Origin of the sequence: Paenibacillus riograndensis SBR5 (assembly GCF_000981585.1) — a bacterium.
GTDB classification, from domain to species: Bacteria; Bacillota; Bacilli; order Paenibacillales; family Paenibacillaceae; genus Paenibacillus_AQ; species Paenibacillus_AQ riograndensis.
The window spans coordinates 5,504,970-5,527,083 of record NZ_LN831776.1 but is presented as its reverse complement, the minus strand read 5'-3'; the positions used below and the strand labels follow the sequence as shown (position 1 = coordinate 5,527,083).

The window sequence follows — 22,114 nt, the reverse complement described above, 5'->3', positions numbered from 1 at the left end:
GCAAGTCCAAGAATAATCGGCTTTCCGCTATGTACAGTCGGATCGTGAAACGGGCAGGAAAACAGAAAGCCATCGTCGCTTTAGCCCATGCGATGATCCGAATCATGTATGTGATGCTTCGGGATAAAGTCCCCTATACCGAGCTGGGGACGGAATATCTGAACACCCCAGAGCAGACCGCAAATTACCTGATTAAAAAACTTCAAAAGCTAGGCTACCAAGTGGAACTGACACCTATTACATGATACCCACTTTTTAAAAAAATGAAGTTCCGATATAGGGGATCTTTAAAGCAAAATTTACTTTCGAGCTGTGAAGCGACAAAGTTATTTTCGTATAAAATGGGCCACATTTCTGCTCCAATGGCGAAATGGGCTGAATTAGTGTCCCTTTTTCCACTTCATCTGCCCGAGGGTAGGGTACTCCGGCAAATTAGATAACCTTTTTCCACTTAAAAAGTTGCCGTAGGATTCATGGGGAGTCGTTCTCCAGGTAACGCTAGAACCAAGTCGGCTGCGCTGTCCCGTGAGAGGACGGCACAGCCGTTTTTGTTCGCGTATAACCTGGCTGGCCCGGGTCAAAGCTGCTCTTCCTTGACAACCGTAACCTCTTCCACACGCTCAGCAATGATAATCTCGTAAATCCGCAGGAAAATGATTTTGAGGATCATATAGACCGGAAGCGCGATTAATACGCCGATGATCCCGTAGAAATCGCCTCCCACCAGCACCAGCACTACAGTGGTCAGCGGATGCACATCCAGCGATTTGCCGTAAATAATCGGGGAAAGCACATTATCCTGGATCTGCTGGGCGATGATTATAACCACCACCGACCAGATAGCCATCGTGGGGGATTCAATAAAGCCCACGATCACAACCGGGACAGCTGCCAGCAGCGAGCCGACATACGGAATGAAATTAAGCGGGATAGAAATGATGGCAAGCATCAGGGAATAAGGCAGCCCGATAATCAGGAACCCCACATAGAGCATGGCCCCCAGCACCACGTTCAGCAGCACTCTTGTAACAATAAATCCGCTGAGCGCACTGTCGATATCCTGCAGCATGTCCTGTCCTTCCTTGCGGTACTTTCTTGGCACCAGGCTGAGCAAAATGGGGGAGAGCTTATGTCCATCCTTCAGCATGTAGTAGAGAATAATAGGCAGAGTAGCAATGACCACTACAATGCTTGATACCACACTGATCAGATTGGACATGGAATTGGTCACCCAGGTGATGGTATCGCTCAAGTAACCCGATATCCGTGCTGTCAGATCGGCGTCCCCCTTGAAGAAGCGGGAAAAGTAAGGATCGCTTTGCAGCTTATTGAACTGTTCCTGAATTCCCTGTACAAGATAAGGAGTATTGTCGATAAAATTCTGGATTTGCTCGCGCAGCGTTGGCCAGACCAGCACCCAGAAGAGGACAAACAATCCGATGAACACGACATAGATCAGCAGAATAGACAGCATGCGGTTCAGTTTCTTGCTCTCCAGGAAATTGACGAGCGGACGCAACAAATAATACATAAAGCCTGACAGCATCATCGGCACAAGCAGCAGATTGAAGATAGCTACCAATGGTGTAATCAGAAAAACGACTTTGGAGCCCAGATACAGAATTGTCAAAAAAGCGATAATGGCCAGACATGTCCTAAAATATTTGCTTTGCAGCATAACGGCACCCCCTGATCTCTCAATTATAGCAATATGTATCGATTCTATCTTTATAACCGAATTCCGGTAGAATGATTCAGGGTATCGCTTGCCTGGAACCTGTGATTACTCTGGTTAGCCGCGGGAAGCTGAGGTTAATATCGCTTTAACAGGAGGAATGAGAGATGACGATACTGGTTGTGGGGATTTTTGAACATCCGAGCGACGCTGCATTGGCGATTGAGGCTGTCCGGGAACAGGGAGTCAAGCCGAAGCAGATCTCGGTGGTGACGAAGCAAAAGAATACGCTGAAGAGGATCAGCCACGACACGGGGATTGGCCGGACAGAATCCGGCGAGGGGAATGAAGGCTTGTTCGGAACCGCCAAAGCGCTGGGAGTCGGACTGGAAATGCTGCCTGATACAGCTGTAGCGGCCGGTCCGGCAGCCCGGAAGCTGGCGGGAGCCGATCTGGAAGGGGATGGTCTCGCCGTCAGTCTGATCAGCATCGGAATTCCGCAGGAGGATGCGGAAATCTACGCCCGCCATGCCGGCAAGGAACATATTATTGTCATTGTAACCCTGGAAGAAAAGCAGAACCAGCAAGCGGTAAGCACCTTGTTTGAACAGCATCACGCCATTCCGCCAGGCTCTCCCTGAGCACACTTGAACCGAAGATCAAAGCAGTGGACGGTTTTTCCGTTTCGCTGCTTTATTTTTTTTCGATCGTATGAACAGAAGCGGATCTATGCCGGCCTGGCCCCCGGTTTCTTTGGTTACCTGCTTGGCTTTCACGAGAGATAAGAAGGCGAAGATGTCGCCCAGTGCTGTCAGCCCGGCTGCAATAATGGCATAGTCTTCCGCATCCAGTTCCTCGGTTTCGGGGAGGGTGTCGCTGCTGCCCTTAGTACTATTGCCGTCTTTGCCGCCATTCCCGTTATTACTGGATCTAGAGTTATTGTTTTTATAGGCCATCTCCTGTTCACCTGCTTTTTCCCATATGTAATATAAAATATGTCTAACGGCGCCGGGGGGGAATAGGCGAATGAGAGGATATTTCTGAACAGAGTTTTTCTAAACAGCCGGACGGAAATGAGCAAAAATGAGCGGAAATGAGCAGCCTGATTTTTTGCATAAAAAAGGGATTCATTGCGCGGACAAACAAACTTTGGGGGCAGGGTATATTTGTGCTGCGTGAAGAGAAAATAAGCCAAAGAAAAATCACTTTACACCAGATGTAAACGCTGTTACAATCATAAATGAGCACAAACGGTCAATAATGATCACTTTGTGAGCGTGAATTTGATCATTTTGATTATCGATAGATAGCAAAACCGTTGTTTTCCTAATCTGTGCTGTTCACAAGGAGCGGGCACCATGTTTGAAGAAGAACGCAAAAGGAGCATCGTCCAGTTTGTCGAAAGGCATACCCGGGCGTCCGTACAGGAGCTTAGCCAGGATCTGGGCGTGTCTGAATCCACCGTCCGCCGCGATTTGAAGGAGCTTGAAGAAGCACGGCTGCTGAAACGCACGCACGGCGGAGCGGTTTCGCTGCAGAGTGTGAATTTTGAAGCGGCGTTTCCGGACAAAGCCGACCGGTTTCTTGAAGAGAAGCAGCGGATCGCCCGCAAGGCTGTAGAGATGATTCAGGAAGGTGACGCCATCCTCCTGGATGGAGGAACCACAACACTGCAGATCGCCAGAGCATTGAAGACGTTCTCGAACCTTAAGGTCATCACCAATTCCATGATTGCGTTGAATGAGCTGAAGGATTGCCGCAATATCGAGGTTTCGATCACCGGAGGGATGCTGCGGCCGGATACACTTGCTTTTGTCGGGCCGATGACGGAGCGTTCGCTGGAAATGGTCCGGGTAGACAAAGCTTTTATCGGGACGAACGGGCTGGATATACATGAAGGCATCACCACACCGAACATGCTGGAAGCCGCTACCAAACGCAAAATGATTTCTGTCGCCAAGCAGGCTATCCTGCTGGCTGACCACAGCAAGATTGGCCAGGTGTCTTTTTGCAAAGTGGGTGACCTGCAGGAAATCGATCACTGCATTCTGGATACAGGGGCACCTGAAGGCTTCATTCGCGGGCTGGAAGGCCTGGACCTCGACTATACCTTGGTGTGAGGGCCAGAATACCACAATAAAGAGGGATAACCATGATCTATACTGTAACGCTTAATCCTTCCATCGATTATATCGTGGAAGTTGAAGATTTGACGCTCGGCGGTTTAAACCGGATGCAACGCGATCTCAAGCTCCCCGGCGGCAAAGGAATCAATGTCTCCCGTGTGCTGAACCAGCTTGGAGTAAGCAATACCGCAACTGGCTTCCTGGGGGGCTTTACCGGAAGATATATCGGGCAATGGCTGGATGAAGAGCAAATCTCCAGTGATTTCGTAACGGTAGCCGAGGACACCCGGATTAACATCAAGCTGAAGGCTGCTGAGGAAACGGAAATTAACGGAACCGGACCTGTGATCCGTGAGGAGGAGGCGGAAGCTTTACTGGCTAAGCTTGAAGCGCTGCAGGCCGGAGATATTCTGGTTTTGTCGGGAAGCGCTCCGCCTTCGCTGGGCGGAAGCTTCTACAGCAGGCTGATTGCGGAATGCAAAAGCAAAAAGGCTGAGTTTGTAATCGACACAACAGGTCAGGCCTTGAAGGATGCGCTGGCTCAGGAGCCGCTGCTGGTAAAACCCAATCATCATGAGCTGGCAGAGCTGTTCGGTGTCAGCATCGGCTCCAGAGATGAGATTATTACCTACGGCCGCAGATTGATGGAATCAGGTGCACGATATGTTCTGGTGTCTATGGCAGGTGAGGGTGCGCTTTTCATTTCGGATCAGGGTGTGTACTGTGCCAATGCACCCAAGGGTCAGGTGAAGAACTCGGTAGGAGCGGGGGACTCCATGATTGCCGGATTCGTCGGTACACTGTCTCTTACCGGTGATGTGCTGGAGGCCTTCCGGACAGGCGTGGCTTCAGGCAGTGCAACGGCCTTCTCGGATGATCTCGCGGACAGAGCGCTTATCGGGCAGCTGAAGAGCCAGATTCAGATTGAACAGCTATAAGTCAAGCAGCACACTTGTGATTAAAGGGAGTGGATTGTAATGAAAATTACTGATCTGTTGGTAAAAGAAACGATGATCATGAATCTTCAGGCGGTGTCCAAGGAAGCGGCGATTGATGAACTGATCGCCAGCCTTGCGGCCAGCGGCCGGATTAATGATCCCGTTTTGTTCAAGAAAAAGATTCTGGAACGCGAAGCGCAGTCCAGCACCGGTATCGGCGGGGGAATCGCCATGCCGCATGCCAAAACCAGAGCTGTCAACGAACCGACTGTTGTATTTGCCAAAAGCGCAGCGGGCGTAGACTTTGCCTCTCTGGACGAAGAGCCTGCAAAGCTGTTCTTCATGATTGCCGCACCTGAGGGAGCGGGGAATATGCACATGCGCACATTGGCTGCGTTGTCGAGGCTGCTTATTGAAAGCGACTTCATCGAAGCATTGATGAATGCCGGGACACCGGATGAGGTGGTGGCTTTGTTTGATGCCAAACAGGCTGAAGCTGAAGCTAAGGCGAAGGCAGAGGAAGCAGCCAATGCAGCCAGCGCCGGCGGAACCAAACAGGAGGCACCCGAACGTGTGATTGTGGGCAACCCGGCTTCCCAGAGCTTCGTCGTTGCCGTAACTGCTTGTCCTACAGGGATTGCCCATACCTATATGGCGGAAGATGCACTGAAGAAAAAAGCCAAGGAAATGGGCGTCAATATCCGCGTCGAGACGAATGGTTCAGAAGGTGCCCAGAATGTGCTGACCGCGGACGAAATCGCCCGGGCGAGCGGCGTGATCATCGCTGCGGACAAAAATGTGGAGATGGCCCGCTTCGCCGGCAAGCCGGTGCTGCAAAGACCGGTAAGTGACGGCATCCGCAAGCCTGAAGAGCTGATCACCAAAGCGGTGAAGGGGGAAGCCCCGATTTACCGCAGCGAAGGGCGCGGCGGCGATGAGGCTCCGGCAGTCAAATCGGGCAGCATCGGCAGCCGAATCTACAAGGATCTGATGAACGGCATCTCGCACATGCTGCCGTTCGTAGTCGGCGGCGGGATCCTGCTGGCGATCTCCTTCCTGATTGAACAGGTGGCGAGTGTGGATAATCCGATCGTCAAGCTGCTTCAGACCATTGGCGGCGGCGACGGCGCCTTCCACTTCCTGATTCCGATCCTGGCCGGCTTCATCGCGCTCAGCATCGGTGACCGTCCGGCCCTGATGCCGGGTATGGTCGGCGGGTATATGGCCCTTAATTCCAACGCCGGCTTCCTTGGCGGTCTGGCTGCCGGGTTCCTGGCCGGTTATGTGGTCATCCTGCTCCGCAAAACGTTTGCCGGTCTGCCCAAGACACTGGACGGACTGAAGCCGATCCTGCTCTATCCCGTATTCAGCCTGCTGATTACCGGCGGGATTATGTTCTACCTGTTCGATCCGGTGTTCAGCTGGATTAATGAAGGTCTGATCGACGGGCTCAACCACCTGGGAACAGGCAATGCCGTTCTGCTGGGATTGATTCTTGGTGGAATGATGGCTATTGATATGGGGGGGCCGTTCAACAAAGCCGCTTACACGTTTGCCATCGGCGTATTTACCTCCAGCGGCAACACCAACGGACTGATGATGGCGGCAGTAATGGCCGGAGGTATGGTTCCTCCGCTGGCCATCGCACTGGCTACTACGTTCTTCAAGCATAAGTTCACCGAAACGGAACGCAAATCAGGCCTGACCAACTATGTGCTCGGATTGTCGTTTATTACCGAAGGGGCGATTCCCTTTGCTGCTGCCGACCCGCTGCGTGTCCTGACTTCCTGCATCATAGGTTCAGCCGTTGCAGGCGGCCTGACCCAGCTGTGGAATCTCAACGTTCCCGCACCGCACGGCGGTATCTTCGTGGCTGCGCTCTCCAGCAATGCCTTGCTGTTCATCCTTGCCGTGCTGATCGGCTCTGTCATCTCCGGTCTGACACTCGGCCTCTGGAAGAAGCCGCTCAAGACCGGCTGAGTATAATCAAATCTGAAGGGGCTGCCCATCGTCATCTTTATGCAGAGTTTATTCTGCGGGTGAGGGCAGCCCTTTTTGTTAACGTGTCAGAAAGCGTACAGAAAGCATACATTAGGGCCTCCGCAAAGTATCCGAAAGCATACATCTAGGCCCCGCAAAGTATCTGAAGGCATACATTAGGGCCTCGGCAAAGTGTCAGAAAGCAGACATTAGGGTCTCCGCAAAGTGTCAGAAAGCGTACATCTGGGCCTCCGCAAAGTATCTGAATCAACTTTCATGCAAAAGCCCCGCTTTGTGGGGTTATTTTATGCATAAGGCGCAAGGTTCTCCGCTTCAGTTGTAGAAGCAACGGCGGAAATGCCGTTGTTAGGCGATCCCATTGGCCAGCTAAGTGGAAAAAGGGAACTTAAATTCCTCAGAAATCAACAATCGCGAGGATTAAGTGGAAAAAGGGAACTTATTTCGATGATATTCCCTTGCCTGGGGTGAAATAGGCTAAATTAGTGTACCTTTTTCCACTTAGCTTGCCGGTTTACTGGAGGCTTAAGCAAATTAGTGATACTTTTTCCACCTGACCAACTGATGAAGCCAGCTAATGAAACGCTATAGGCACGTTCTCCCTTTACACACTACCTATACACCATCCCACCAACGAGCATATTGGTGAATGAGGTAAAAATACTTTTGAGTTAGGTGTTTCCGGGCTACGAAGTGAAATGAGAGGTATAAATACCTCTGAATTAGGTGTTCTTGGGCTACAGGGAGGAATGAGAGGTAGAAGTACTTTTGAATAGCTAGATATAAGCAGATTAGTGGCTTTAGACAAGACAACGGCATAGTGCCGTTGTTATAGGTAAAACCGGTGCTGAGGTGTAGAAATACAGGTGCAATCGGCCCAAGAGCAATTGCCGTAGTTGAGCGATTTAGGACGAGAAGTGTTGAAAACAACAGCAGAAATACCGTTCTTTGCGCGGGTTGCTGCTCAGGCAGGAAGGTGCCGCTTGCGCCCAATTCCCTCTACCCTAGTGACCAGCACAATGCCCGGACAGAACATAGCTTATACTAAAGTGTCAGAAACTCTCTCAGCTTTATCTGCATTATTCGCTACACGGACAGGAATAGAAGGAGCTAGATGCTCTTTTCACTGAAAAGGTACTTAACAACCAGTGTCTACCGGTTTGACAGAGCCGGCTTCACCGGCAGCAATTGGATTCATTTGACCAACCGTCCCCGAAGATGTTAGGGTGATTTATAGCCAAAATTTGCCGGGAGGGATTATTCATGTCGGAAGTAAAGCTTGCGATTGGGTACGATGAATTTGAGGATGGCCAGCGGATAGAAACAGCGATTGAAAGCTTAAGCGCAAGTCCCGAAGCTGCATCGCTGAGCAGCCTTATTATCGGAGACTGGGGCCAGGCATATGAGAACAGCTCGGAGGATGTTGTAAAAGCGCTCGTAAAACACAGCGCCAGCTTTCCGGCGCTCCGCAAGCTGTTCATCGGTGAGATGGGCTATGAGGAATGTGAGATTTCGTGGATTACGCAAAGTGATCTTTCTCCGCTGCTGCCGGCTTTTCCGGAGCTTCAATCGCTGACGATTCAGGGCGGGAACGGGCTGAGCCTGAGTAAGCTGCAGCATGACAAGCTGGAAGAACTAATTATTATTACCGGGGGACTGGGCAAAGCCGTTCTGGCCCAAATCGCGGCTTCTGAGCTGCCGAATCTGCGCAAGCTGGAGCTGTACCTTGGTGTGGAGGATTATGGTTTTGACGGCAGCCTTGCAGATCTTATTCCGCTTATGGAGCCGGGGAAATTCCCCAAGCTTACATACCTTGCCCTGAAAAACAGCGAAATCCAGGATGAAATTGCCATAGCGGTTGCTGATGCCCCTATTCTGGACCAGCTGGATACACTAGACTTGTCCATGGGAACGCTTAGTGACGAAGGTGCGGAGGTGCTTCTGGCCAGCGAGCGGATCAAAAGCTTGAAGGCGCTGAACCTCAGCCATCACTATATGTCTGATGAAATGCTTGCGCGCTGGCAGAGCAGCGGCTTGCCTGCCGATGTCAGCGACCGCCAGACCACCGATGATGACGAAGACTGGCGGTACCCTTCTATTACAGAGTGATGAAGGAGACCCGGCCGCTGATCGTCATCGGCATTCCCGGTGACAAGCGGACTGGCGGAATTCAACAGGCCAGAAGCCGTTTGGGGCTGCCGCCGGCGGTCATTCTGCCGTATACCGGCCTGCTGGCCGGCCGGACGCTGGCCGAGCTGCTGGAGGCGGCGGGGTACCCGCAGCGGACAGCAGCCTCTTGCGCCGGACCGTCCGCGCCGCTGCTCCGGCTGGACTCGCCGGGCGGCAGCTTTGAGGTAGAGCGGGCCTTAATTACGCTCGGAGCGCCGGATGCCGGGGATTGCAGTGATGCCCTGCATCCCTTTGGGCAGAGGCCTGATCCGTTTCCGCTAAGCTGCAGAACCGCCGGCAGGCTTCAGGACATGCCCGGTGTGCTGCATCATCCTTCCCAGTGGTTTCGCGGCTACTGCCGCCTGCTGGCCAGGCTTCGGAAGGACGCGGCTCTCCTTCTGCCGGATTCGCGGTGGCTGAATGATCCGCAGGATATCGCGGATATGACCGACAAACGGCGTACCCAGCAGCTTCTGGCCGCTGCGGGTGTCAGAATTCCGCGTCCGCTTAGCGCAGAGCAGACACTTGAAGACTACAGCTCCATCCGTGAACAGATGATCCGACAGCGGATGCACCGGGTTTTTATTAAGCTGGCCTGCGGGTCCGCTGCTTCCGGTGTCATTGCCTACCAGGTGAATCCGTCCACCGGGGCAGAGATTGCGGTGACTACCGTGGGGGTTGAGAATTATATTACCCGTCCCCCCATTTATTATAATTCCGGCAAGCTGCGGCGTTATACGGACAGCCGAACGATTGCCGGATTGATCAACTGGCTCTGCCGCCATGGGGCATATGCCGAGCAGTGGATTCCCAAAACAGGTGCAGAAGGTGCTTCGCTTGACATCCGCCAGCTGGTGGTACTGGGCGAAGCCTGCCACTCCATTGCCCGGGTAAGCACCACACCGATCACCAATCTTCATCTGCGCAGCCGCCGGATGTCCCCGGCAGCGGCCGGGCTTTCCGTGGAGACTCAGGAACAGGTGCGGAAGACGGCGGTCCGGGCGCTGGCGGCTTTTCCCGGATCATGTGTTGCAGGTATAGATGTGCTGGTATCCGCAGGCTCTCAACTAACCTATGCCGCGGATGTCAATCCTTTTGGAGATCTGCTCTATGACGTAGAGTATCAAGGATTTGGCACCTATGAATGGGAACTGAAGCAACTCATAAAGGAAGGACACTTATGACAGACATGAATGCTGTTGTCGGCAGCCACGATCTGCTGATGATTACACTCGACACGCTCCGCTATGATGCTGCGGTTCTGGAGGAAGCGAACTGCCCCAATCTGTGCGGGACCGGTTCCTGGGAAAAAAGGCATACCCCCGGGAGCTTCACCTATGCCGCGCATCATGCCTTTTTCGGCGGTTTTTTGCCTACCCCGGCTACCACGGACAAATCCCGGCATGTGAGGCTGTTCCACTCGCGGAACACCGGGATGAAGACCCATCCCGACACCTGGCTGTTTGATACGCCGGATGTTGTGTCAGGGCTTGCCGCTGCCGGTTATCGGACCCTTTGCATTGGGGGCGTGATTTTTTTTAGCAAAAAAGTACCGCTCGCCCGGGTCCTGCCGGGCTATTTCCAGCACAGCTACTGGCGGATGACGTTCGGGGTCACGAATCCCCGGTCCACAGAACATCAGGTGAACCATGCCCTGAAGCTGCTGAAGGACACCCCGCTGGATCAGAGGCTGTTCCTGTTTCTGAATGTCTCGGCGATCCACGGGCCGAATCACTATTTTGTGCCGGGTGCTCGCAAAGATTCCATAGACACCCAGCGCGCTGCGCTGCGTTATGTCGACGGCGAGCTGGGCCGGCTGTTCGGGGCCTTTCGTGAACGCGGCAATCCGGTCTTTTGCCTGGCTTTTTCAGATCATGGCGAGGCTTTCGGCGAAGATGGCTACCATGGACACAGGCTGGCGCATGAAACCGTGTGGAATGTCCCTTACCGGGAGTTTTTCCTTTAGCCATTCACCCGATTTTACCGAAAGGATGGAGACCGTATGACGTCAACACAGCCTCCCCTGCATCTCCGCGATGACGGAAGAACACCATTCCCTTCGGAGGACGTTACGCAGTGGAGAGAACACATTACCGCTGATCCTTACCGCAACTATCTATATTCCTATCCGCACAAAACCGCTTACCGCGACCTTAATCCGCCGGTTCCGCTGGAGCCGCTTTGGCGGGAGGAGCCTGCGGAGAGCTTTTTTCTGTATATGCACATTCCTTTTTGCGGCGCGCGCTGCGGCTTCTGCAACCTGTTCACCCTGCCTGACAAGCGGGCGGAGGTGCATACCGTGTATGTGGATGCTTTGGAGCGCCAGGCCAGGCAGTGGGCAGCATTCACCGGCGGCAAGCCGTTTGCAAGGTTCGCCATCGGGGGCGGCACCCCCAGCTTGCTTGCTCCAGCACAGCTCCGCAGGCTGTTCCGGATTGCTGAGGATATCATGGGTTTGGACCCGGCCTCGGCTTCGATCTCGGTAGAAACCTCTCCCGAGACGCTGACAGAGGACAAGCTGAATATCCTGAAGGAGCATACCGTGGACCGGGTCAGCATGGGCATCCAGAGCTTTGTCGCTGCCGAGTCGGCAGCCATTTACCGCCCGCAGAATCCCGATGAGGTATACCGGGCGCTGGAGCTGCTGAAGCTGTATGATTTTCCTGTTCTGAATCTGGATCTGATCTACGGTCTCCCGGGTCAGACTGTAGACTCCTGGCTGTATTCCCTGGAGCAGGCGGTTAACCATGAGCCGGAGGAAATTTTTATTTATCCGCTGTATACGCGTGATCATACGATCGTGAAACCGGAGGATATCCGGCGGCAGACGGACATCCGCCATGAATGTTATAGGGCTGCGCAACAGCTTTTGGCAGAGCATGGCTACACTCAATATTCCATGCGCCGCTTTGCCAGGGCAACCGCCGGAACGCACAAATCAATCATAGATTACAGTTGCCAGGAGGAAGGGATGGTAGGCTTGGGCTGCGGAGCCAGATCCTATACCCGGAATGTGCATTATGCGTCCCGTTACGGAGTCAGCCGCAAGGCTACGGAGAGCATTATCGCCGATTACGTTGCGGCTGAACGCTACGACACGGCAGATTATGGCATTGTGTTAAGCCTGGAAGAGCAGAAGCGGCGGTATATTCTGAAGGCGGTTCTGCACAGCGAAGGACTGAAGCTGGCGGACTACAGCGGGCGGTTTGGATCTTCCCTGTGGAGGGATCACCCGGAGCTGGGGCTGCTGCTGCAGAGCGGCCTGGGCAGGGAAGAAGAAGGCAGATTGCGCTTGACCCCGGAAGGCCTCGGCTACTCTGATTCAATCGGCGACTGGTTTATTTCAGGCGAAATCAGGGAACAGATGGAAAGGTTTGTTTTGCCATGAGAGCTGTTCTTTACTACCGGGGCGCACTCACCTCCTGCAACTATGATTGCCCTTATTGTCCATTTGGCAAAACCAGAGACAGTGCGGAGCGCCTTGCCAAGGACCGCGAGGAGCTGGAGGCGTTTGTCCGCTGGGCTTCCGCCCAGGGAGCCGAAGGCCACTGCCTGTCTATCTTCTTCAATCCTTACGGCGAGGCGCTGATTCACCGCTGGTATAAAGAGGCCATGATCACGCTCTCCAATCTGGACCATATCGACAAGGTGGCCATTCAGACTAATCTGTCGGCCGGGCTTGATTTCGCTGCCCGGCTGAACCCGCACAAGGCCGCCTTCTGGGCAACCTACCATCCGGGTCAGGTCACGGAGCAGCGGTTTCTTGCTCAATGTATGGCTGTGTATGAGCAGGGCATTCCACTCAGTGTGGGCAGCGTCGGGATTCGAAGCAGCTTTGAGGCCATAGCTTCCCTTCGTGCAGCCCTGCCGGAAGAAGTCTATTTGTGGGTGAATGCCTACAAGGATAAGCCCAATTATTATACGGGGGAAGATATAGCCTTCCTCAGCGGCATAGATCCGTATTTCATGCTCAATGCGAGGGACTACGAAAGCCTGGGCAAAGCCTGCGGTGCAGGCAGCAGTGTGTTCTATGTGCAGGGTCCCGGCCAGGTCAAACGCTGCTATAAGGACAGGGGAGTTATCGGCAACCTCTACCGGGACGGGCTGGAAGGCTTATCGGCGGAACGGAGCTGCCGCATGAAGGTCTGTGACTGCTATATCGGGTATATCCATATGCCTGAGCTGCAGCTGCAGCAGGTGTACGGAGCCGGGCTGCTGGAACGAATCCCCTGCGGGGTACGGGAGGGAAAAGAATGAGTGTCAACCGGGGAATTACCCTCTGGCTCACGGGGCTGTCCGGGGCCGGCAAATCTACGGTTGCCGCGCTGGTTACAGACAGGCTGCGGGCAGCCGGGCAGGCCGTGGAATGGCTGGACGGGGATGAGCTGCGGCGCAGCATCGGACGCGGACTCGGATTCAGCCGGGAAGACCGCTTCGAGAACATCCGCCGGGCGGTCTATGTTGCGGAGCTGCTGAACCGGCATGGTGTGATAACGGTGATCTCGCTGATCAGTCCTTATGCCGAAATGCGCAGCCATGCCCGGCAGCAGCTGCCCGGATTCGTAGAAGTGTACGTGAATTGTCCGCTGGAGATTTGCGAAGCACGGGATGTCAAAGGCTTATATGCCAAAGCCCGCCGTGGCGAGCTTCCCTCTTTTACCGGCATCTCCGATCCTTATGAGGCTCCTGCCAGCCCCGAGCTTACGTTATACACGGCCAAACATCCGCCGGAGGATTGTGCTGATGAACTGCTGGCTTGGCTGGAGAAACGGCAGCAGCAAGGGTAGGCCAGTCGGCATTGAACCGGCAGAGCGCACTATTAAGCGGGACGTTCAACTAATAAAAGGGCAGGAGTGAGTTTAGCTTAATATGGCTCAACTTCTGGTAAATTTGACTAAATCGTGCCCTGCCTGCAATTTGGTACAGGGTTTCTTTACATTTTGTAGAATAGAGTAATACATACTGAGAATATAAAGGAGAGAGCGGGATGATTTTGCATAAAGGAGAGGTCCTGTTCCGCCAAGGGGATGCCTGCCAGAATCTGTTTCAGGTGAAGAGCGGACTCTTTAAGGTAATCCGGCTGCATGAGAATGGGAACATGGTGCTGTTCAATCTCTTGTACCCCGGGGAGACCGTCCCCCATCATTCACTCATTTCACCGAAGGAGGCGCATGGAACGGCTGTAGCGATGATGAAAAGTGAAGTGGAGCTTGTCCCGGCAGCGGAATGGTACCGGGAGCTGCGCGAAGATCCGGATAAGGTGATGGAGATCGCCTTGCTGCTTCAAGAGAAGGTGCGTTTCATGCAGACCCGCCTGGACCACCTTACGGTTGGCACTCCCGGAGAGCGGCTGGATCTGCTGAAACGCTGGCTTCTTGAATATTCCCATGGCGCAGAGCTGACGGATTTATTGACACAGGAGGAGATCGGGCAGCTGATTGGCGTGCGGCGGGAGACGGTCAACCGTCTGCTGCGTAATCCGGGTTAAATGCCGTTTTTACAGAATTTTTACATGATTCTTTATGCTTTTTAATGGAAACTTGTTTAGACTGGTACTTCCGCGTGGTATAATCTATTCAGAACATATCAAATTAGAGAAAGGATCAGGATACCATGTGTCCCCGAAGGACGATTCCCCAAAGGACGATTTGGAAACGTTATGATCTGTCTTATACTTAGCTTCCCTGTAGAAAGTGCGCGAATCGTTGTTTATTGACGTTAGCCGCCTCTGCGAGGGAAGGGAGTATTGTATGCGAAGGAGTAACACTTCCTCCGGTCAGACCCGTCGTAGAGGCTTGGCAGATGTCTAAGCCGCCATATACGATAAGGGGAGACCTGTATGAGGAAACAAGACAGTGGCATGGGAATGCCGCTACGACTCACTATCATTTTGTCCGGAACATTGCTGCTTGCATTTACTTATTATCACATTAATTATCAGAATCATTTGACCGAGGGCGGATTTGTAGGCTTATCGCTGCTTGGCAAATATGTGCTAGGCATTTCGCCTTCTTTAACAATTCTAATCTTAGACATTCCAGTACTCTTAATTGCGATGATCTTCAAAGGGAGAGCGTTCGTCTTGAACACCTTCATCTCCGTAGGGGCCTTCACGGTATTCTACAGTCTGATGGAACGGTATTCCGGATGGGTGATCAATTTGCAGGATAACCTGCCGCTCGCGGCGCTGTTGTCCGGTGTACTGACAGGTCTAGGAGCAGGAATGGTCCTGCGCGGCGGCGGGGCAAGCGGCGGTGACGACATTTTGTCGCTGCTGATCAGTGAATGGAAGGGGATTAAGGTAGGAACCGTATTTATCCTGATGGATGTAATCGTTCTGGCATTATCGCTTTTCTACATGCCTCTCAAGGAAACGCTGTACACAGTAATGGCAGTAGTCGTAGCCGGCTACGTTATTACGTTTACAACCTCACTTGGCAGACCTAAGCTGGGCAAAGCTCCAACCATTCAGCCCACACTAAGCAAGCCGCACGACGGCACCGTAATGTGACAAGTTCAGAATCAGCCCCTGTTTCAGGGATAAGCGAAAAGGTCAGCCAAATGAACAACGGGCTGGCCTTTTTTGTATCAGGTTTTGGTGTGAAAATATTTTTGGAGTCATCCTGAAACCAGTGAAGAACGGGACGCGTATATATCTCAGCTGTTCAGACATAGGATTACATAGCAAAGTGAGAATAAGCTGATGAAGCAGTGCTCACCACAATTTTAGGAGGAATACTATTGAGCGCACATGAGATTGATTACGTGATTATGGGTGAGGAAATTCAGTGTGTTGAGGTGCAGCTTGATCCGGGCGAGAGCGTGATTGCCGAGGCTGGCAGCTTCATGATGATGGACCCGGAAATTTCCATGGAAACGATCTTCGGCGACGGCACAGGTTCACGCGGAGGCGGGCTGATGGGCAAGCTGATGGGCGCAGGCAAACGCCTGCTGACCGGTGAGAGCCTGTTCATGACTGTCTTCACCCACAGCGGAGCCTATGGCCGCAAAAGTGTAACCTTTGCCGCCCCGTATCCGGGCAAAATCATTCCCCTGGATCTTCAGCAGCACGGCGGCAAAATCATCTGCCAGAAGGATTCTTTTCTCTGTGCAGCCAAGGGAGTCTCGATCGGGATTGAATTCCAGCGTAAGCTGGGCGCGGGCTTCTTCGGCGGTGAAGGCTTTATTATGCAAAAGCTTGAAGGGGACGGACTTTCCTTCGTCCACTCCGGCGGCTATATTATGGAGCGTACCCTGCAGCCCGGCGAGACGATTAAGCTCGATACCGGCTGTCTCGTGGCGATGACTTCATCGGTAGATTACAACATTGAGTTTGTAAAAGGCGTAAAAACCGCGCTGTTCGGCGGCGAAGGCCTGTTCTTCGCCACCTTGCGCGGGCCGGGCAAGGTATGGGTGCAATCACTGCCGTTCAGCCGGATGGCAGACCGCATTCTGTCGGCTGCGGGCAATTCCGGCCGCAAGGAAGAAGGCAGCATTCTCGGCGGCCTGGGCAATCTGCTGGACGGAAGATAAAGCCTTGCGCCGAGTGCAGCATCCGGCTCTGTTATCGGGCTGTTTTGCGTGACGCCGACAACTGACTGTTTACGGGTACCAATGATTATGAACAATTCCGGTTGAGGCCGGTCCTATGGCGGCCAGGGAGGCTTTGGGCGATGAGTAGCCGTTGGTCGTTGGTGCCGGCTGCAGCTGACAATGAAATAATTTTTTGTTCCGGTCTGCACTTTATTAGCCTCCTCTCTTTCTGATGGTTGCTCGTCGCATCCATTTTCCAAAGAACGGTTTCATTTGGTTTTACAATGAAAAAAAGGGGTTGCCCTCAGGTCATTCACGTGACCTTGAGGACAGCCCCTTCTTATTTTGCGAATCGGTTCAAGCTATGGTCTGCTCCGGTTCCCGCTCTCCAGCATGTCAAGCAGCTGACCGGCGAGCGGGGCGGGGAACTGCGCGTTTTGCGCCGCCGCCAGAAAGAGGCCGACATCCTTCTGCGGAATTTTGCTTTCGGAGATATTTGCCGTCTTCTCAGCGATCATTTTGCCGTAGGATTGATAGATGGGGGCAGGAAACAGCGTGCTCGTAAGCATGTTGACCACCGCTTTGGGATCGAGCCCGCCGCGCTCGGCCATTCCCAGTGCTTCCTCCAGCGAGCGTCCCGCGGAGACGATGAGGAAGTTGCCGATCAGCTTGACCAGCACGGCCGCACCAGCCTCTTCACCGAAGTCAAAAATCCCTCTGGCTCCCATTGCCTCCAGCACCGGCCGCACCCGCTCCTTCGCTTCCTGCGGACCCGCTACGGGAATCCACAGCTGCTTGGCAGCCGCCGCCTCGGGCCGCCCGAAGACGGGCGCCTCGACATAAACGGAGCCGTGCCGCGCGTGCAAGTCCGCCAGCTTTCTGCCAGTATCCGGCGACACCGTGCTCATCGACACGTGAATGCCGCCCGGCCCGAGCCGTTCCAGGAAATCCTCGCTTCCGACGACGCTTTCCAGTGCTTCATCGTCCCACACCAAGGTGACGACGATGCCCCCCGTCGTCACGGCGTCGGCGGGACGGGCTGCCTGCAATGCGCCTTGGGCAACGAGCGGCTTTGCTTTGTCTGCGGTGCGGTTATATACGGTCAGCGCGTACCGCGCTTGGAGCAGATTGGCTGCGATGGGCAGCCCGAGCAGGCCGAGTCCGATAAATCCAATGTTTTCGCTCATTAATATCATTCCTCCTTCAAAATGTTCAAAACATTACGTTAACGTCATGTTTTGAATAAAAAAATTTTAGGCCCGATCATTGGTCTCGAGCCACTGTTCGAAGCGTTCGATGTGGGATTGCAGATCGTCGCGGAACTGCCCCAGTGCATCGAGCTTCTTGTCCGTGTCGGCCAGATGCCGGCGCAGCAGGCCGAGAACCTTCCGCTTCGGCTGCACCCCGCTAGGATCCGTAAAGTAGAGCTCGATTACGTCCCCAATCTCCTCGAGACTTAAGCCCAGCTTCTTCAACTGATCAATCTTCCGCAGACGGGCGACCGTCTCTTCCGTATAGTAGTGATGACCGTTGCCTTCGCGTTCGCCTGAAGGAAGCAGTCCGATGCTCTCGTAATAGCGGACCGTGCGTTGGGTAACCCCTGCTCGCTCTGTCAACTCACCGATGCGCATGCGGTCCATCATGGATCACTCCTTTCAAAATGAAATATAACGTTAACGTCATGTTCGTATCATAGCACTATGATTGGGTGGTGTAAAGGGCGAACAGGATCATTAGACTTCAATCTCTCAATGCACGTTGTCTTTGTGATAGTATTTCAGGGGTGTTTTTCCCTTAGCTCGTAGACTTCTTAGCTCCTTGTTAAACGAAAAAAAGCGGATTCCAAGATAGAAGTTGAAGGAGAGGTATAAATACCCTTGATTAGGCCGGAAGTGGGCGTCCGGGTGAAAGGAGAGGTATAAATACCCTTGATTAGGCCGGAAGTGGGCAGCTGGGTGGAATGAGAGGTATAAATACCCTTGATTAGGCCGGAAGTGGGCAGTTGAGTGGAATGAGAGGTATAAATACCCTTGATTGGGCCGGAAGTGGGCGGCTGGGTGGAATGAGAGGTATAAATACCCTTGGTTAGGGCGGAAGTGAGCGTCCGGGTGAAAGGAGAGGTATAAATACCCTTGATTAGGCCGGAAGTGGGCAGCTGGGTGGAATGAGAGGTATAAATACCCTTGGTTAGGGCGGAAGTGGGCAGTTGGGTGAAATGAAAGGTATAAATACCTTTGATTTGACCAGAAGTGGGCAGCTGGGTGGAATGAGAGGTATAAATACCCTTGATTAGGCCGGAAGTGGGCGGTTGGGTGAAATGAAAGGTATAAATACCCTTGATTAGGCCGAAAGTGGGCAGTTGGATGAAATGAAAGGTATAAATACCTTTGATTAGGCCGGAAGTGGGCAGCGGGGTGAAAGGAGAGGTATAAATACCTTTAATTTGGCCGGAAGTGGGCGACTGAGGACAAATGAGTTCCCCTTCTTCCACTTGCAGTTGCCGTAGATTCATGCGAGTCGTTCTCCAGGTAACGTTAGACTGAAATCAAAGACGGCAGCACGGTCCAGTGAAGCTGAAGGACGGCGCAGGTGCTTTGTGCCTGCGCCAGTGCTCTGCAACAATGTCTGCACCTACGTCTGCACCTACGTCTGCAACTATGACTGCACCTATGTCTGCACCTATGTCTCCACCTGTGTCTGCAACTACGTCTCCACCTATGTCTGCACCTATGTCTCCACCTACGTCTGCAACTACGTCTGCACCTATATCTGCACCTACGTCTGCAACTACGTCTGCACCTATATCTGCACTTATGTCTGCAACTACATCTGCAACTACGTTTGCAAATACGTCTGCATCTACACCTCCACCTATGTCTGCAACCACATCCGCAGCGCTGCTAATTTCGCACTGCCGAGAGCAGCAGGAACATGGGGCGGCGCAGTTCCTCATGCCAGGCGGCGTTCTGCTCCAGCATCTCCGGGGTCGGCTGAAGCTCGGAGAGCTTGGTGACTGTGAAGCCGGAGGTGATCAGCGTATTGAGGTAGGTCGCTATATTGCGGTGATATTTAATCACATCATCCTCAAGAAATCTGGCTTCGCGCGGGCCCTCATCATGATAATGGTCCAGCGGCCAATGGAGTTTCGCGCCATCCGGGCCGTAGTGCCAGTCCTGCGCGGCGAGCGCAGTGTAGATGGGATGCTCCACGGAGAGCACAAAGCTGCCGCCCGTCCGCAGGCAATGCTGAACCTCGCAGCAGAGCAGATCGAACCGCTCGACATAGTGGATGGCGAGTGAGCTGATCACCACATCAAATTCGCCCGCAGCGAACCGGATGTCCTCAATCGCGCCCCGGCGGTATTCAATCCCGGGATCATCGGTCATCGCCCTGGCCCGCTCCAGCATATTTTCGGACAGGTCGATGCCGACCACAGATTCCGCTTGCTGCTCACGGGCATAACGGCAATGCCAGCCGAAGCCGCAGCCGAGATCCAGTACTCTTGTACCGTGTAAATCGGGAAGCAGGGAGCGGAAGGTGCTCCATTCTCCGGCAGCCTCCAGTCCCCCGGTGGAGCGGGGCATAGCACTGTATTTGGCAAAAAATCCGGCCTCATCGTATTTGTTCTGTTTCATCTTAAAGCGCCTCCTGGCATGAGTGAATTAACACAGTGTAGAATTCCCGCCTATCCAGTGAAAAATTGAAAGGGTTAGGGTTAAAGCTGCTAAGTATTAATGTTTGTGATCTGTTCTATTGCAGTTTGTACAGCAGAATTTCCACCGCGAACAGCGGTAACAATCAAGAAATCTGCAGATGGGCAGCGGCCGGAAGTCCAAACATTCTCCGTAGTCCCAACTAAATCCATCATACTAGAAATCATAGTAAAAACTATACCCCTTATTTGACTACTACCCAGGGACTGTATATATTATGGGGCAAACCCCTAAACGGGCTTATGCTGCAAACCGGAGGCCTGAAATGTTCAAAATTTTTATTATCGAAGACGACCGTGGACTGGTAATGCTGCTTCAGGATTATTTACATAAATTCGGGTATGAGACGCAGGCGGTTCACGATTTTGAAGCGGTGCGGGCGGAGTTCGAGTCGTTTGCCCCCCATCTGGTGCTGCTGGATGTGAATCTGCCGAAATTCGACGGGTATTACTGGTGCCGCCAAATCCGCGGTCTCTCCACCTGCCCGATCCTGTTCATCTCTGCCCGTGAGGGCAAAATGGATCAGGTGATGGCGCTGGAAAACGGAGCTGATGATTACATCACGAAGCCGTTCGATTATGAGATTGCCCTCGCCAAAATCAAAAGCCATCTCCGCCGGGCCTACGGCTCCTATGCCGGGGGCGGCACGGAGCGCAGCCTTACGGTTGCGGGGCTGATGCTGGATGTTGAACGTCTGGTCCTGTCGCGGGGCAGCGCGAAGATTGACCTCAGCCACACTGAAGCCAAAATTCTCGACGAGCTGATGCAAAAAGCGGGCACTGTCGTCACCCGTGACCGGCTGCTGGAAAAAATCTGGGACGACCAGGCTTTTGTCGATGACAATACCCTGAATGTGTACGTGACCCGGGTGCGCAAAAAGCTGGCGGCGCTGGATATCGCGGACGGGCTCCAGACCGTCCGGGGTCAAGGCTACAGGCTGTGCGAGAACTGGGAGGAGGCTTAGCATGAAGCTGTTTTTGCGTGAACAGACGCCTCTCATTGTAATCTACCTGGCCCAGCTCCTGATGATCACCCTGGTCTACCGGCTGGACGGGGGCAGCGGAATGAACGTAAGCCTGTATGCGGGCCTGCTCAGCACCTGTCTGCTGCTGGCTTATTTAGCCTACCGCTATTTCTCCAACCGTTCCTTCTACGAACGGCTGCTGAATCTGCCCGCTTCGCTGGATGATTCCGGCGGACCTGCCCAGAGCTCTCCGCTGGCGGAGAGCCTGCGCGGCGTCCTGGCCCACCAGTTCCGCCTGTACCAGAATGATCTGCACAGCTACCGCCACAAGCTGGAGGAGCATATTCATTTTATTAACCAGTGGGTGCATGGCATGAAGACCCCGCTGTCGGTCATTCACCTCATCATCCAGGACAAGGACGGGCCTCCGTTTACGGCTATCGGGGATGAGCTGGACCGGCTCAAAAAAGGGCTGGATACCGTACTCTACACCGCCCGCCTGGATACCTTTGAGCATGATTTCTATGTCGAACGGCTGGAGCTAGCAGCCATTGTGCGGGGCGTGACCTCGGAGCAGAAACGGCTGTTTATCCGCAAACGCGTATTTCCGGCCATTAGGGTAGAGAACGGACTGTTCATTACCTCGGACGAGAAATGGCTGTCTTTTGTGCTGACCCAGCTTATTACGAATGCGCTGCGGTATACGGTGGAGGAGGGACGGTTCGTGCATTTTCACGGATACGCAGGGGAGCAGGGCAGACCTGTGCTGGAGGTGCGCGATGAGGGGGTAGGGATTCCGCCCGGCGATTTGCCGCGTGTGTTCGATGCCTATTTTACCGGGGTCAACGGCCGCAGCTTCCAGGAATCCACAGGGATGGGCCTGTATTTGGTGAAGCAGATCTGCGGCAAGCTGGGACATCAGGTGGAAATTTCCTCTGAGGTGGGGCAGGGGACGGCGGTGCGGATTATTTTTTGAGGCATGAAAAAACTCACATTCC

At 53.5% G+C, this 22,114-nt stretch carries 23 protein-coding genes; 16 read left to right on the top strand and 7 right to left on the bottom strand.

Annotation, left to right across the window (positions count from 1 at the left end):
- Window positions 1-29: 29 nt before the first annotated feature.
- Window positions 30-245 carry a hypothetical protein gene (locus PRIO_RS36960; RefSeq protein WP_052741404.1) on the top strand — a complete coding sequence of 72 codons (216 nt, stop codon included), beginning with the start codon at window positions 30-32 and terminating at the stop codon, window positions 243-245.
- Between the two features lie 332 nt (window positions 246-577).
- Here the strand turns inward: PRIO_RS36960 and PRIO_RS23545 are convergent, their stop codons facing one another.
- Window positions 578-1,678, bottom strand: a complete 1,101-nt coding sequence (locus tag PRIO_RS23545) for an AI-2E family transporter (RefSeq protein WP_020431582.1) — start codon at window positions 1,676-1,678, stop codon at window positions 578-580.
- A gap of 164 nt (window positions 1,679-1,842) precedes the next feature.
- Here PRIO_RS23545 and PRIO_RS23540 point away from each other — a divergent pair, with 164 nt between their 5' ends.
- A complete protein-coding gene (locus PRIO_RS23540) occupies window positions 1,843-2,316 on the top strand; it encodes a general stress protein (RefSeq protein ID WP_020431584.1) in 474 nt (157 codons plus the stop codon).
- Between the two features lie 18 nt (window positions 2,317-2,334).
- On the opposite strand, the gene PRIO_RS36955 is transcribed toward PRIO_RS23540, so the two are convergent.
- A complete protein-coding gene (locus PRIO_RS36955; protein ID WP_020431587.1) occupies window positions 2,335-2,631 on the bottom strand; it encodes a hypothetical protein in 297 nt (98 codons plus the stop codon).
- A gap of 402 nt (window positions 2,632-3,033) precedes the next feature.
- Between PRIO_RS36955 and PRIO_RS23530 the strand changes: the two genes are divergently transcribed.
- From PRIO_RS23530 to PRIO_RS23475, 12 genes are all read left to right on the top strand, one after another.
- The gene (locus PRIO_RS23530; protein ID WP_020431589.1) at window positions 3,034-3,795 is read left to right on the top strand and encodes a DeoR/GlpR family DNA-binding transcription regulator; all 762 of its coding nucleotides are present in this window, start codon (window positions 3,034-3,036) and stop codon (window positions 3,793-3,795) included.
- A gap of 32 nt (window positions 3,796-3,827) precedes the next feature.
- Entirely contained in the window at window positions 3,828-4,739 is a 912-nt protein-coding gene (gene pfkB / locus PRIO_RS23525; RefSeq protein ID WP_020431591.1) for a 1-phosphofructokinase, read from the top strand.
- A 39-nt stretch (window positions 4,740-4,778) separates the two neighbouring features.
- Window positions 4,779-6,719 (top strand): PTS fructose transporter subunit IIABC, encoded by a 1,941-nt coding sequence (locus tag PRIO_RS23520; protein ID WP_020431593.1) that lies wholly within the window; start codon window positions 4,779-4,781, stop codon window positions 6,717-6,719.
- A 1,281-nt stretch (window positions 6,720-8,000) separates the two neighbouring features.
- Entirely contained in the window at window positions 8,001-8,846 is an 846-nt protein-coding gene (locus PRIO_RS23515; RefSeq protein ID WP_046504945.1) for an STM4015 family protein, read from the top strand.
- On the top strand, window positions 8,846-10,090 hold the full coding sequence (locus PRIO_RS23510; RefSeq protein ID WP_046504942.1) for an STM4014 family protein: 1,245 nt from the start codon (window positions 8,846-8,848) through the stop codon (window positions 10,088-10,090). The genes PRIO_RS23515 and PRIO_RS23510 overlap by 1 nt, the downstream gene beginning before the upstream one ends.
- On the top strand, window positions 10,087-10,872 hold the full coding sequence (locus PRIO_RS23505; protein WP_020431596.1) for an STM4013/SEN3800 family hydrolase: 786 nt from the start codon (window positions 10,087-10,089) through the stop codon (window positions 10,870-10,872). Before PRIO_RS23510 ends, PRIO_RS23505 begins: the two co-directional genes overlap by 4 nt.
- Before the next feature lie 36 nt (window positions 10,873-10,908).
- Window positions 10,909-12,294 carry an STM4012 family radical SAM protein gene (locus PRIO_RS23500; RefSeq protein ID WP_020431597.1) on the top strand — a complete coding sequence of 462 codons (1,386 nt, stop codon included), beginning with the start codon at window positions 10,909-10,911 and terminating at the stop codon, window positions 12,292-12,294.
- Window positions 12,291-13,163, top strand: a complete 873-nt coding sequence (locus PRIO_RS23495; RefSeq protein WP_020431598.1) for an STM4011 family radical SAM protein — start codon at window positions 12,291-12,293, stop codon at window positions 13,161-13,163. Before PRIO_RS23500 ends, PRIO_RS23495 begins: the two co-directional genes overlap by 4 nt.
- Window positions 13,160-13,693 (top strand): adenylyl-sulfate kinase, encoded by a 534-nt coding sequence (gene cysC, locus PRIO_RS23490; protein WP_020431599.1) that lies wholly within the window; start codon window positions 13,160-13,162, stop codon window positions 13,691-13,693. The genes PRIO_RS23495 and cysC overlap by 4 nt, the downstream gene beginning before the upstream one ends.
- Window positions 13,694-13,893: 200 nt before the next feature.
- A complete protein-coding gene (locus PRIO_RS23485; RefSeq protein WP_020431600.1) occupies window positions 13,894-14,394 on the top strand; it encodes a Crp/Fnr family transcriptional regulator in 501 nt (166 codons plus the stop codon).
- Between the two features lie 351 nt (window positions 14,395-14,745).
- Window positions 14,746-15,417 (top strand): YitT family protein, encoded by a 672-nt coding sequence (locus PRIO_RS23480; RefSeq protein WP_039790603.1) that lies wholly within the window; start codon window positions 14,746-14,748, stop codon window positions 15,415-15,417.
- A 230-nt stretch (window positions 15,418-15,647) separates the two neighbouring features.
- A complete protein-coding gene (locus PRIO_RS23475) occupies window positions 15,648-16,439 on the top strand; it encodes a TIGR00266 family protein (protein ID WP_020431611.1) in 792 nt (263 codons plus the stop codon).
- A 362-nt stretch (window positions 16,440-16,801) separates the two neighbouring features.
- Here the strand turns inward: PRIO_RS23475 and PRIO_RS23470 are convergent, their stop codons facing one another.
- The 5 genes from PRIO_RS23470 to PRIO_RS23450 form a co-directional block, all read right to left on the bottom strand.
- The gene (locus PRIO_RS23470; protein ID WP_020431612.1) at window positions 16,802-17,626 is read right to left on the bottom strand and encodes an NAD(P)-dependent oxidoreductase; all 825 of its coding nucleotides are present in this window, start codon (window positions 17,624-17,626) and stop codon (window positions 16,802-16,804) included.
- A gap of 66 nt (window positions 17,627-17,692) precedes the next feature.
- Entirely contained in the window at window positions 17,693-18,082 is a 390-nt protein-coding gene (locus tag PRIO_RS23465; protein WP_231869741.1) for a MerR family transcriptional regulator, read from the bottom strand.
- A gap of 167 nt (window positions 18,083-18,249) precedes the next feature.
- Complete coding sequence (locus PRIO_RS23460; RefSeq protein ID WP_046504936.1) at window positions 18,250-18,951, bottom strand: hypothetical protein; 702 nt, start codon at window positions 18,949-18,951, stop codon at window positions 18,250-18,252.
- Between the two features lie 33 nt (window positions 18,952-18,984).
- Window positions 18,985-19,326, bottom strand: a complete 342-nt coding sequence (locus PRIO_RS34060) for a hypothetical protein (RefSeq protein WP_052741514.1) — start codon at window positions 19,324-19,326, stop codon at window positions 18,985-18,987.
- A gap of 13 nt (window positions 19,327-19,339) precedes the next feature.
- Window positions 19,340-20,074 carry a class I SAM-dependent methyltransferase gene (locus PRIO_RS23450; protein ID WP_020426541.1) on the bottom strand — a complete coding sequence of 245 codons (735 nt, stop codon included), beginning with the start codon at window positions 20,072-20,074 and terminating at the stop codon, window positions 19,340-19,342.
- 343 nt (window positions 20,075-20,417) lie between these two features.
- On the opposite strand from PRIO_RS23450, the gene PRIO_RS23445 reads away from it, so the two are divergent.
- Window positions 20,418-21,116: a response regulator transcription factor gene (locus tag PRIO_RS23445; protein WP_020426540.1), complete on the top strand. Its 699-nt coding sequence runs from the start codon at window positions 20,418-20,420 to the stop codon at window positions 21,114-21,116.
- Window position 21,117: 1 nt separating this feature from the next.
- Window positions 21,118-22,092: a sensor histidine kinase gene (locus tag PRIO_RS23440; protein ID WP_020426539.1), complete on the top strand. Its 975-nt coding sequence runs from the start codon at window positions 21,118-21,120 to the stop codon at window positions 22,090-22,092.
- Window positions 22,093-22,114 lie beyond the last annotated feature (22 nt).

Bases quoted from the DNA above. Each gene is read 5' to 3' on its own strand.
- PRIO_RS36960 (WP_052741404.1), top strand. From the start codon at position 30: ATGTACAGTCGGATCGTGAAACGGGCAGGAAAACAGAAAGCCATCGTC.
- PRIO_RS23545 (WP_020431582.1), bottom strand. From the start codon at position 1,678: ATGCTGCAAAGCAAATATTTTAGGACATGTCTGGCCATTATCGCTTTT.
- PRIO_RS23540 (WP_020431584.1), top strand. From the start codon at position 1,843: ATGACGATACTGGTTGTGGGGATTTTTGAACATCCGAGCGACGCTGCA.
- PRIO_RS36955 (WP_020431587.1), bottom strand. From the start codon at position 2,631: ATGGCCTATAAAAACAATAACTCTAGATCCAGTAATAACGGGAATGGC.
- PRIO_RS23530 (WP_020431589.1), top strand. From the start codon at position 3,034: ATGTTTGAAGAAGAACGCAAAAGGAGCATCGTCCAGTTTGTCGAAAGG.
- pfkB (WP_020431591.1), top strand. From the start codon at position 3,828: ATGATCTATACTGTAACGCTTAATCCTTCCATCGATTATATCGTGGAA.
- PRIO_RS23520 (WP_020431593.1), top strand. From the start codon at position 4,779: ATGAAAATTACTGATCTGTTGGTAAAAGAAACGATGATCATGAATCTT.
- PRIO_RS23515 (WP_046504945.1), top strand. From the start codon at position 8,001: ATGTCGGAAGTAAAGCTTGCGATTGGGTACGATGAATTTGAGGATGGC.
- PRIO_RS23510 (WP_046504942.1), top strand. From the start codon at position 8,846: ATGAAGGAGACCCGGCCGCTGATCGTCATCGGCATTCCCGGTGACAAG.
- PRIO_RS23505 (WP_020431596.1), top strand. From the start codon at position 10,087: ATGACAGACATGAATGCTGTTGTCGGCAGCCACGATCTGCTGATGATT.
- PRIO_RS23500 (WP_020431597.1), top strand. From the start codon at position 10,909: ATGACGTCAACACAGCCTCCCCTGCATCTCCGCGATGACGGAAGAACA.
- PRIO_RS23495 (WP_020431598.1), top strand. From the start codon at position 12,291: ATGAGAGCTGTTCTTTACTACCGGGGCGCACTCACCTCCTGCAACTAT.
- cysC (WP_020431599.1), top strand. From the start codon at position 13,160: ATGAGTGTCAACCGGGGAATTACCCTCTGGCTCACGGGGCTGTCCGGG.
- PRIO_RS23485 (WP_020431600.1), top strand. From the start codon at position 13,894: ATGATTTTGCATAAAGGAGAGGTCCTGTTCCGCCAAGGGGATGCCTGC.
- PRIO_RS23480 (WP_039790603.1), top strand. From the start codon at position 14,746: ATGAGGAAACAAGACAGTGGCATGGGAATGCCGCTACGACTCACTATC.
- PRIO_RS23470 (WP_020431612.1), bottom strand. From the start codon at position 17,626: ATGAGCGAAAACATTGGATTTATCGGACTCGGCCTGCTCGGGCTGCCC.
- PRIO_RS23465 (WP_231869741.1), bottom strand. From the start codon at position 18,082: ATGATGGACCGCATGCGCATCGGTGAGTTGACAGAGCGAGCAGGGGTT.
- PRIO_RS23460 (WP_046504936.1), bottom strand. From the start codon at position 18,951: ATGAATCTACGGCAACTGCAAGTGGAAGAAGGGGAACTCATTTGTCCT.
- PRIO_RS23450 (WP_020426541.1), bottom strand. From the start codon at position 20,074: ATGAAACAGAACAAATACGATGAGGCCGGATTTTTTGCCAAATACAGT.
- PRIO_RS23445 (WP_020426540.1), top strand. From the start codon at position 20,418: ATGTTCAAAATTTTTATTATCGAAGACGACCGTGGACTGGTAATGCTG.
- PRIO_RS23440 (WP_020426539.1), top strand. From the start codon at position 21,118: ATGAAGCTGTTTTTGCGTGAACAGACGCCTCTCATTGTAATCTACCTG.